Origin of the sequence: Streptomyces sp. KLMMK (assembly GCF_036961605.1) — a bacterium.
Classification (GTDB): Bacteria; Actinomycetota; Actinomycetes; order Streptomycetales; family Streptomycetaceae; genus Streptomyces; species Streptomyces telluris.
On sequence record NZ_JBAMDC010000249.1, the window covers coordinates 1 to 9,898 of the forward strand.

At 73.6% G+C, this 9,898-nt stretch carries 9 protein-coding genes and 2 tRNA genes; 2 read left to right on the forward strand and 9 right to left on the reverse strand.

The annotated features are described in order from the left end of the window. From V7793_RS26650 to V7793_RS26660, 3 genes are all read right to left on the reverse strand, one after another. Positions 1–290 (reverse strand): hypothetical protein (locus V7793_RS26650; protein WP_443058002.1); only part of this gene is annotated, 290 nt, incomplete at its 3' end. Positions 291–396: 106 nt separating this feature from the next. Further along, a tRNA-Lys gene (locus tag V7793_RS26655) sits at positions 397–470 on the reverse strand. 99 nt (positions 471–569) lie between these two features. Next, positions 570–1,328 (reverse strand): IclR family transcriptional regulator, encoded by a 759-nt coding sequence (locus tag V7793_RS26660; protein ID WP_336010758.1) that lies wholly within the window; start codon positions 1,326–1,328, stop codon positions 570–572. A gap of 263 nt (positions 1,329–1,591) precedes the next feature. On the opposite strand from V7793_RS26660, the gene V7793_RS26665 reads away from it, so the two are divergent. After that, positions 1,592–2,680, forward strand: a complete 1,089-nt coding sequence (locus V7793_RS26665) for an MsnO8 family LLM class oxidoreductase (protein WP_168095674.1) — start codon at positions 1,592–1,594, stop codon at positions 2,678–2,680. 28 nt (positions 2,681–2,708) lie between these two features. On the opposite strand, the gene V7793_RS26670 is transcribed toward V7793_RS26665, so the two are convergent. After that, on the reverse strand, positions 2,709–4,352 hold the full coding sequence (locus V7793_RS26670) for a putative bifunctional diguanylate cyclase/phosphodiesterase (protein WP_443058003.1): 1,644 nt from the start codon (positions 4,350–4,352) through the stop codon (positions 2,709–2,711). A 521-nt stretch (positions 4,353–4,873) separates the two neighbouring features. On the opposite strand from V7793_RS26670, the gene V7793_RS26675 reads away from it, so the two are divergent. Continuing rightward, positions 4,874–6,097, forward strand: coding sequence for a M6 family metalloprotease domain-containing protein (locus tag V7793_RS26675; protein ID WP_336010773.1), 1,224 nt, complete (start codon positions 4,874–4,876; stop codon positions 6,095–6,097). 90 nt (positions 6,098–6,187) lie between these two features. Here V7793_RS26675 and V7793_RS26680 read toward each other — a convergent pair. The 5 genes from V7793_RS26680 to V7793_RS26700 all read right to left on the reverse strand — a co-directional run. Further along, positions 6,188–6,261, reverse strand: a tRNA-Lys gene (locus V7793_RS26680). 103 nt (positions 6,262–6,364) lie between these two features. Continuing rightward, a complete protein-coding gene (locus V7793_RS26685) occupies positions 6,365–6,985 on the reverse strand; it encodes a bifunctional DNA primase/polymerase (RefSeq protein ID WP_336010764.1) in 621 nt (206 codons plus the stop codon). A 217-nt stretch (positions 6,986–7,202) separates the two neighbouring features. Continuing rightward, the gene (locus tag V7793_RS26690; RefSeq protein ID WP_058046876.1) at positions 7,203–7,571 is read right to left on the reverse strand and encodes a hypothetical protein; all 369 of its coding nucleotides are present in this window, start codon (positions 7,569–7,571) and stop codon (positions 7,203–7,205) included. Positions 7,572–7,662: 91 nt separating this feature from the next. Beyond that, the gene (locus V7793_RS26695; protein WP_336010767.1) at positions 7,663–9,054 is read right to left on the reverse strand and encodes a GH1 family beta-glucosidase; all 1,392 of its coding nucleotides are present in this window, start codon (positions 9,052–9,054) and stop codon (positions 7,663–7,665) included. A gap of 51 nt (positions 9,055–9,105) precedes the next feature. Next, on the reverse strand, positions 9,106–9,898 hold a 793-nt coding region (locus V7793_RS26700), incomplete at its 5' end, for a carbohydrate ABC transporter permease (RefSeq protein WP_336010770.1).

Sequence of the window (9,898 nt, forward strand, 5' to 3'; positions counted from 1 at the left end):
GCGACGGCGGTCTCGGCGTCCTTCAGCGGCACGTCCTGCTGCCGGCAGCTGGAGCCGGTGTCCGGCGCGTCGGCCCGTACGACTTGCCCGGCCCCGGCCCCGGCCCCGGCCCCGGCCCTGGCCCCGGTGGGTGCCGGGTCCGCGTGGCGGACGGGCTCCGTGGCGCGTACAGGCGAGGTGACCGCGGCGTACGGCTGGGCGCCGCCCGGGAGCGGGCCGAAGACGACCGCGAGGAGGAGCAGGAGCGCGGCCGCGGCCACCGGCCGGTGACCCTGGGACGTACTGGTCACGGCTCTCCTCTCCTTGCACGCGGCGGGACGGACGGCCCCCATGCTACGGGCGGGGGACGCATACGCCGAAGGCCCCCACCTGACGGTGAGGGCCTTCGGCTGTCTGTGCGCCGCCAGGGACTCGAACCCCGGACCCGCTGATTAAGAGTCAGCTGCTCTAACCAACTGAGCTAGCGGCGCCTGCTGACAGAGATAAATATACCTGGTCCGGAGGGGTGCTCTCCACCGCCTTTCCCCCGGCCGGCTCGTCCGCCCTTCCATCCGCCTGCCCGCCGGCCCTCAGAGGGCCAGCGACAGCATCAGGGGTGCGGCCCGCCGGTTCAGCGTCTCCGCGGCCTGCCGCAGCCGGTGGGCGTGGGCCAGCGGGAGCGAGAGGGCGAGGCAGCCGACGGCGCTCCCCGCGCTGACCGGGACGGCCGCGCACACCGTGCCGACGGCGTACTCCTGGAGATCGAGGACGGGGACGGTCGCAGGCTGCCGCTCCAGGGTGCTGAGGAGCACCTTCTCGCTGGTGATCGTCCGGGAGGTGAGCCGGGCGGCCCGGTGGCGCGAGAGGTGGTCGCGGCGGTCGTCGTGGTCGAGCTGGGTGAGCAGGCACTTGCCGACGGCGCTGGCATGCGCGGCGGAGCGGAAGTCGACCCACTCGTTGACCCGCGGGGTGCGCGGCCCGTCCGCGACCTGCGTGATCCTGACCTCGCCGTCGATGTAGCGGCTCAGGTACACGGCGGCGCCGAGGGAATCGCGGAGCTCGGTCAGCGACCGCTGCAGTTTGTGGCGCAGGGCGGCGCTGCGGTCGCCGCCGGAGCCGAGCAGGACGAGGGCGTCGCCCGTGACGTATCCGCCGTCGCCGGTGCGCTGGACGTAGTCCTCGCGGCGGAGCATCGGCAGGAGGTGGGCGAGGCGGGCGGCGGGCAGCCCGGTCTCGCGTGCGATCTGGATCGTGGTCACCCCTCCGGAGTGCCGGGCGATCGCCTCGAGCACCCGCAGGGCGTACTGCACCGAATGGAGCGGTGCGGTCGGGTCGGGCATGAGCGCCACGGTCTCCCCCTACGGGCTTTCCGGCGAGTGTCCCGCCGACCACGATAACGGCGAAACGTGCCGCAAGCAGGGGGTGTTGTCAGCTCGGCATATGCCGATGCCATAACGGAGGGAACGTGCCTGCGGACGGCGCGGGGGCCCGGCGGGGGAATAACCGGAGACTCTCTCCGGCTGCCCCTTTCGGCCGGTCGCAGCGGACCGGCCCCGGCGCGGCGCCGCACACAGCGCGCCGCAGACGATCAGGAACAGGAAGGCGGACCACCGTGCCCGACGCGCAGGACGACTTCATCCGGGGGCAGGCCCTGGGCAGCGCCCCCGTTCCCCTGTCCGTACTGGACCTGGCGACCGTCGGCGCCGGACGGACCGCCCGGCAGGCCCTCACCACCACCGTCGAGCTGGCCCGCCTGGCCGAGCGCCGCGGCTACCACCGCTTCTGGGTCTCCGAGCACCACTCGATGCCCGCTATCGCGAGCTCCTCCCCGGCCGTCGTCCTCGCCCACCTCGCGGCGCACACCGAGCGCATCCGCCTCGGCTCCGGCGGGGTGATGCTCCCCAACCACGCGCCGCTGGTGATAGCCGAGCAGTTCGGCACCCTGGAGGCCTTCGCCCCCGGGCGCGTGGACCTCGGCCTCGGGCGCGCCCCCGGCACCGACGGCGCCACCGCCGCCGCGCTGCGCCGCACCGACCGGCTGAGCGAGGGCGCGGACGAGTTCCCGCAGCAGCTGGCCGAGCTGATCCGCTTCCTCGACGACGACTTCCCCGACGGCCACCGCTACGCCGGGATCCACGCCGTGCCCGGCCCGGTCCAGGGCCGCGTCCCCGGCGGGGTGCAGCGCGCCGACCGCCCCTCGGTCTGGCTGCTGGGCTCCTCCGGCTTCAGCGCGCGGCTCGCGGGCGCGCTCGGCCTGCCCTTCTCCTTCGCGCACCACTTCTCCTCCGGCAGCACGGTGGCCGCGCTGGAGCTCTACCGCGAGTGCTTCCGCCCCTCCTCGGTCCTCGACCGCCCGTACGCCAAGATCGGCGTGCAGGCGTTCGCGGCGGAGGATGCGGGGGAGGCCCGCCGCCAGGTGCTCACCGGCGCGCTGTCGATGCTGCGGGTGCGCACGGGGCGCCCGGGGCTGGTCCCGACGCCGGAGGAGGCTGCGTCGTACGACTTCAGCCCCGCGGAGCGGGAGTTCGTCGACAGCCGGATCGCCAATGTGGTGCACGGTACGCCCGAGGCGGTCAGGGAGGGGCTGAACCACCTGGTCAAGACGACCGGCGTCGACGAACTGATGATCACTACGAACGCGCACGGCGCCGGGGCGCGGCTGCGCAGCTACGAACTGATCGCGGACGTGTACGGCATGTGACGCGGGGCTCGGGCCCGGACCGGGGGCGCTACGGCCGCACCCCCGTCGTCAGCAAGGAGGAGATCGAGTCCGCCGGCACGGGGCGGGAGTAGAACCAGCCCTGCCCCGTGTCGCAGCCGATCCGCCCCAGCCGCTCCGCCTGCTCCGCGCTCTCCACGCACTCCGCCGTCACGGTGATCCCCAGCCGGTGCGCGAGCTGGACGAGGGCCTCGACGATCGTCTCGTCCGCGGGGTTCGGCGGCTCCCCGGAGCGGAAGCCCCGGACGAAGGAGCCGTCGAGCTTGAGCGTGGAGACCGGCAGCCGGCTGAGGTAGGCGAGGTTGGAGTAGCCCGTGCCGAAGTCGTCGATGGCGATGGCCACGCCCATGTCGCTGAGCTGGCGCAGCTGCTGCAGCGGCCGGCCGGCCGAGCCCATCACCGCCGACTCGGTGAGCTCCAGCTGCAGCAGCCGGGGCGGCAGCCCCGTCTCGGCGAGGATCGCCGCGACGTCGGAGACCAGGTCGGAGTCCCACACCTGCCGCACCGCGACATTGACGCTGACGACGATCGGCTCCGCGGGGTGGGCGAGCTGCCAGCGCCGTGCCTGGTGGCAGGCCGTCGCGAGCACCCAGCGGCCCAGGGGGACGATCGCGCCGGTCTCCTCGGCGAGGCCGATGAACCGATTCGGCGGAAGCATCCCGAACTGCGGGTGACGCCAGCGGACGAGCGCCTCCACCCCCCGCACGACCCCGTCCCCCAGGCCCACCAGCGGCTGGTACTGCAGGACGAATTCGCCGCGCTCGACCGCGGGCCGCAGCGTGCTGGACAGGGCCTGGCGGGTCATCCGGTGGGCGTTGCGCTCGGGGTCGAAGAGTGTCCAGCGGGCCTTGCCGTCGGCCTTCGCCCAGTACAGCGTGGTGTCGGCGGCCTGCATCAGCTCGGTGGCGTGGGTGCCGGCCGCGGGGCGCTCCACGACGCCGATGCTCGCCGAGACCGACAGCTGCTGCCCGGCCACCTCGAACGGCCGCTGGAGCGCGTCCTGGATGCAGGCGGCGAGCTCGACGAGCTGTTCGGTGCCCCCGGACTCCTCCACCAGCAGCGCGAACTCGTCGCCCCCTAGCCGGGCGACGAGGTGCCCGCCGGGCGCCGCGCACTCGCTCAGCCGCCGGGCCACCGCGCCCAGCAGCCGGTCCCCGGCCCGGTGGCCGAGGGTGTCGTTGATGGCCTTGAAGCCGTCGAGGTCCAGATAGCAGACCCCGATCCTGCCCTGTCCGCCCGGTACGGCGGAGGCCGATGCCAGCGCGGCGGTCAGCCGCTCGAAGAAGAGGCTGCGGTTGGGCAGCCGGGTGACGGGGTCGTGCATCCGCAGGTGCCGCAGCCGGGCGCGCAGGTCGCGCCGGTCGCTGATGTCGGCGACGGACAGCAGGGTGTCGCAGCTGTCGGGCAGCGGGGTCACGATCACTTCGGCCCACACCCCCTGGCCGCCGGTGTGCTTCAGCCGCCGGGTGCAGTGCAGCCGCTCGCGGCGGCCGAGCAGCACTTCGCGGTACGCGCTCCAGGTGCGCGAGTCCTCGCGCAGGCCGGTGAACTCGGCGGCCGGGGCGTCGGCGAGCCGGGCCGGGTCGGTGCCCAGCAGCGCCCCGAGCGCGTGGTTGGCGGTGCGCACCAGACCGTCGCGGCCCACCACGGCCATGGCGAGCTGCGCGGCATTGAACGCGGCACGAAAATCACTGGATTCATTACGTTGCGTGACGACTGTAGGCGTTGGGCAGGGCGCGCCGCCCTGGCCATCGAGGGTTCCGCTCACCGCTCGCTCCCGCAAGGCATTCGTTCCGCACTGGTTTCGTATGGGTCTCATGGATCTCGTACGCGTGTCCGAACGGGCGGCGGGAGGCCGTCCGTCCGGGGTGTCCGTGCTGGAAATGTGGCGATCATAGAGCTCGCGGGGGGACCGTTCCAGCGGCCCTTCCGCGAGAGGCCGGGCCGCGGCCCCCGGGGTGTCCACTTCTGCACGACCGTGCGCGCTCGTGCCTGAGGCTGTTGTGCCACACCATCTCGATTGACCATCAGTGACTGAGTGTGATGTACCCAGAAGTCGGCCTAGTCACTCGACCGGAGCAGCGGAATAGGGCATACCACCATAAATCCACCGAGGGTGGATGAGGTGTCCCGAATCCGTCCCGGGAGGTCGACGTGGTGCGTCCGCAGACACCCATGGGAGTGGACCGGCCGCGGCCGCTGCGCCGCGTCGGGGCCGTCCTCACCGTCCTGTGCGCCATCGCGGCGACCACCCTCGTCGCCGTCCCCGCCCAGGCCGTGGGGCCCGGCGGGCCCTGCGCGCTCCCGCGCAGCCAGGCCCACCACTCCGAAGGGCTCGACAGCTGGAACCCCGCCTATCCACGGCCCGTCGGGCGGCTCGACGCCGTCATGATCTTCCTGTCCTTCCCGGACTCCAAGCCCGCGGTGTCCCCCGAGAAGCTCGCGGCCGACCACTTCCCCGCCACCAGCCGCTTCTTCGAGCGGGCCTCCTACGGGAGGTTCTCCCTGCGCGCCCACCCGGTGAAGCGGTGGGTCAGGATGCCCCGGTCCGCCACCTCGTACCGCATACAGCGCGACTGGGAGGGCGACCGGCGCTCCGACTACCTGCGCGACGCCGTCGCCGCAGCCGACCCCGGCGTGGACTTCAGCCGCTACGACCTCGTCTACCTCGTCGCCGACCCCGACGCCCCGGGCGTCGACTCCGACGCCACCAAGGTCGTCAACCTCGACCGGCCCCTGCAGGCGGACGGCGCGCAGCTGCGCCGGATCGTCACCGTCTTCGAGCACCACCCGCCCGACCGCAACGTCCTCGCCCACGAGACCGGGCACGTCCTGGACCTGCCCGACCTCTACCACCGGCCCACCGACGGCAAGGGCGACTGGGACACCCACGTCGGCGACTGGGACCTCATGGGAAGCCAGTTCGGGCTCGCCTCCGACCCGTTCGGCTGGCACAAGTGGAAACTCGGCTGGCTCACGCCGGCCCAGGTCGCCTGCGCCCGCGGCCCCAGCGGCGCCCTCTACACCCTCCAGCCGCTGGAGACGCCGATGCAGCCGGGCGGCGACGGCCGCACCCGCCTGATCGTGATCCGTACGGGCATCACCACGGCCCTCGTCGTGGAGGCGCGCTCCGCCTCCGGCAACGACAGCGGCGCCTGCACCGAGGGCGTCCTCGTCTACCGGGTGCACAGCGACACCGCCTCGGGCAGCGGGCCGGTCCAGGTGCTCGACGGGCACCCGGGCCACCAAGCCTGCTGGGGCGAGTCCGTCTACCCGCCGCTGGCCGACGCGCCGCTGGGCGTGGGGGAGTCCCTGTCCTCGGAGACCGACGGGGTGCGGGTGACCGTACGGGGGCGGACGGCCGGCGGGTCGTGGACCGTCGGGGTGACCCGGGCGTGAGGCGCGCTCGGGCCGCGTACACAGGCTGTGCATACACGCCGCGCACACGACGAAGGCCCTCACCTGACGGTGAGGGCCTTCGTCTGTCTGTGCGCCGCCAGGGACTCGAACCCCGGACCCGCTGATTAAGAGTCAGCTGCTCTAACCAACTGAGCTAGCGGCGCCTGCTGACAGAGAAGACTCTAGCACCCTGATCGGGTGGAACGAAAATCCGGATGTTTCAGCGGGCTGCGAGGGCGCTCGTGCAGGTCAGCGCGGTGGTCCCGGTCACAGGGCGGGCTCGGGGGCGGCCTCGGGGCGGAGCCCGGCCCCCGGAGCGCCGGCCGTCGCCCGCGCCACCCGCACACAGGCCCACAGCAGCGCCTCCGCGTCCGGCAGCCACGGGTGGCGCACCTCGGGGGCGACCACCCAGCGCGCGACGGGCGGCGCGGGCTCCTCCGGGCCGGAGGGGTAGAGCGGCGGGAGGGTCACGGTGTCGCCCGTGCCGTGGCACAGCAGCGGCGGCATCGCCCGGGCCCACTCCTCCCAGCCGAGCAGTGCGGGCAGGCGCTGGGCCGTACCGGGGGCCGCGAACAGCTGCAGTCTGCCGCGCTGGGCGGCGACCGGCCCGGAGCCCGGCCCCTTCTCCCATAACCGGTCCAGCACCCGGCGGCCGAACAGGTCGGGGGCGCTGACCACGTCGAAGGCGACGCCGCAGGGCAGCACGACCGGATTGGCCGGGCAGTCGATCCACAGGGCGTGCACGCTGCGGGGGAAGCGGCTGGCCGAGGCGAGCCAGTCCGCCCCGGCGAGGGTGACGTGGGCGGAGCGGGGCAGCCGGGAGGGGGCGCCGGGAGCGCCGCGGTGCCGGGGAAACGGATCGCGCGGGTCGTACTGCCGAGAGGTCATGGCGCCCATGCTGGGCGGTGCGGCGGCCGGGGCATCCGGTAGTTGCGGAAGTCGGGACAGGGCGGGGTGCCGTGCGCTATTTTTCGCGCCGCATATGCCAACGGCCCATGGTCGGTGCCATGGGCCGTTCCGGTCGCCGCCGGTGGCCGGGGTGCCGGGCCGTCCGGGGCGTGCGGGGCCGCGGGGCCGGGGTGCGGCGCGCGTCACGGCGCGCGGGTCACTCTCCGGTCCGGCTGCCGCGCAGCAGGTCCCGGCCGAACTCGACCATCTTCTTCGCGTAGTCCTCGCTCCACTCCGCGCGCTCGGCGATCACGGCCGTGGACAGCCGGTCGAACCGCCGGGGGTCGGCGAGCTGCGCCGCCGCCACCGCCTGGAACTCGGTCGCCCGGTCGGCGGCGGCGCGGAACGCCAGCGCGAGCTCCGTGGAGCGCGTGAGCAGCTCGCGGGGGTCCTCGATCGACTCCAGGTCGAAGAAGTGCTCGGGGTCGGCGACCGCCTCCGGGGGCTCGAAGAGCAGCTGCGCGGGCTTCAGGCGGCGCGGTCGCTCGGTCGGGCCCGCGTCGGGAGCCGACTGCGGCTCGGACATGTACATACCTCCAGGATCGTCTGCACCGCCATCCATTGTCCTGCGCGACGCAAGGGCGCCCCCGGCGGCTGCGGCCCTGATCCGCTACCGGTCAGTACGGCGGCAGCTGGCCCGTCCGGGCCACCTGGGAGTACCAGCGGGCGCTGGACTTGGGCGTGCGGACCTGGGTGGCGTAGTCGACGTGGACCGCACCGAAGCGCTTGCTGTAGCCGTAGGCCCACTCGAAGTTGTCGAGCAGCGACCAGAGGAAGTAGCCGCGCACGTCCGCCCCGTCGGCGATCGCCCGCCGGACGGCGTCGAGGTGGGCGTGCAGGTAGGCGATGCGCTCCGGATCGTGCACCGTGCCGTCGCCGTCGGGCTTGTCGTCGTAGGCCGCGCCGTTCTCGGTGACCACCAGGGGCAGGCCCGGGACCTCCTCGGCGAAGCGGACCAGCAGGTCGTACAGGCCGGTGGGGTCGACGGACCAGTCCATCGCGGTGCGCTTGCCGGGCGGGCGGTGGAAGGCGATGCCCGTGGCCGCGGGGAAAGGCGAGGGTTCGAGGGCCTCGCCGGGCAGGCCGCCGTCGCCCGTCGCGGCCGCCACCACGGTGGGCGTGTAGTAGTTGACGCCCAGCGAGTCGAGCGGCTGCTTGATGGCCGCCGGGTCGCCGTCGTGCACGAACGACCAGTCCGTGATCGACGCCGTGTCGGCGAGCAGGTCCTCGGGGTAGGCGCCGTGCAGCATGGGGCCCGTGAAGATGCGGGTGGCCAGGGCGTCGATGCGCCGCTGGGCGTCCACGTCCTGCGGGGCGCCGGTGAAGGCGCGGACGACGCCGGGGTTGAGGGTGACCGACACCTGCCCGTGCGAGGGCAGGGCCGCGCGCAGGGCCTGGACGCCCAGGCCGTGGGCCAGGTTGAGGTGGTGCGCGGCGCGCAGGGCCGCGAGGTCGTCGGCGCGGCCGGGGGCGTGCACCCCGGAGCCGTAGCCGAGGAAGGCGCTGCACCAGGGCTCGTTGAGGGTGGTCCACATCTCGACGCGGTCACCGAGGGCCTCGGCGACGAGGTGGGCGTAGTCCGCGAAGCGGTGGGCGGTGCCGCGCTCGGGCCAGCCGCCGGCCGACTCCAGCTCCTGCGGCAGGTCCCAGTGGTAGAGGGTCAGCACGGGGCGGATGCCGTGGTCGAGGAGGTCGTCGACGAGGGCGCGGTAGAAGTCCAGGCCGGGCTGGTTGGCGTGGCCGCGGCCGGTGGGCTGCACGCGCGGCCACGAGACGGAGAAGCGGTACGCGCCGAGACCGAGGTCCGCCATCAGCCGGACGTCGTCCGCGCGGCGGTGGTAGTGGTCGGTGGCCGTGTCGCCGGTGTCGCCGCCGAGGGTCTTGCCGGGGGTGTGGGAGAAGGTGTCCCAGATGGAGGGCGTGCGGCCGCTCTCGTGGGGCGCGCCCTCGATCTGGTACGCCGCGGTCGCGGTGCCCCAGAGGAAGCCGGGCGGGAAGTTCACGGTCATGGGGTCTCCCGGGAGGTGGGGGCGTGGGGGGAGCGGCGCGGGTCGGCGGGGTCAGCCCTTGACGGCGCCCCGCATGATGCCGCCGACGATCTGTCTGCCGAAGAGGGTGAAGGCGAGCAGCAGCGGAAGGGTGCCCAGCAGCGCGCCGGCCATGATCACGGACTGGTCGGGGACATAGCCGCGGCCGAGCCCGGTGAGGGCCACCTGCACCGTCGGGTTCTCCTGGGTCAGCGCGATGATCGGCCAGAAGAAGTCGTTCCAGGCCTGCACGAAGGAGAGCATGGCCAGCACGGCCATCGCGGGCCGGGCGACGGGGAAGACGACGTGCCAGATGACGCGCAGGCTGCCGGCCCCGTCGACGCGGGCCGCCTCGACCAGCTCGCCGGGGAGCGCCTCCAGCAAGTACTGACGCATGAAGAAGACCCCGAAGGCGCTGACGAGCGTGGGCAGGACCACCGACTGCAGCTGGTCGGTCCACTTGAGCTCGGCGATGACCATGAACAGCGGGACGACGCTGAGCTGCGGCGGCACCATCATCGTGCCGACCGTCAGGAGCAGCAGCGCGCCGCTGAAGCGGAACTTCAGCCGGGCGAAGGCGAAGCCGGCGACGGTGCAGAAGACCACCGTGCCCAGCGCGACGGTGCCCGCGACGAGCAGGGTGTTGAGCAGGGCCGTGCCCATGTTGGCCTCGGTCCAGGCGGTGCCGGCGTTCTCGGCGAGCCGGCTGCCGAACCGGAAGGGCGGCGGCGTCCTGGCGAGACGGGCGTTGTCCCGGGAGGCGGTGACCGCCGTCCAGACGAGGGGGAAGAGCGAGCCGGCGGTGAAGAGCGACAGCACCGCGTAG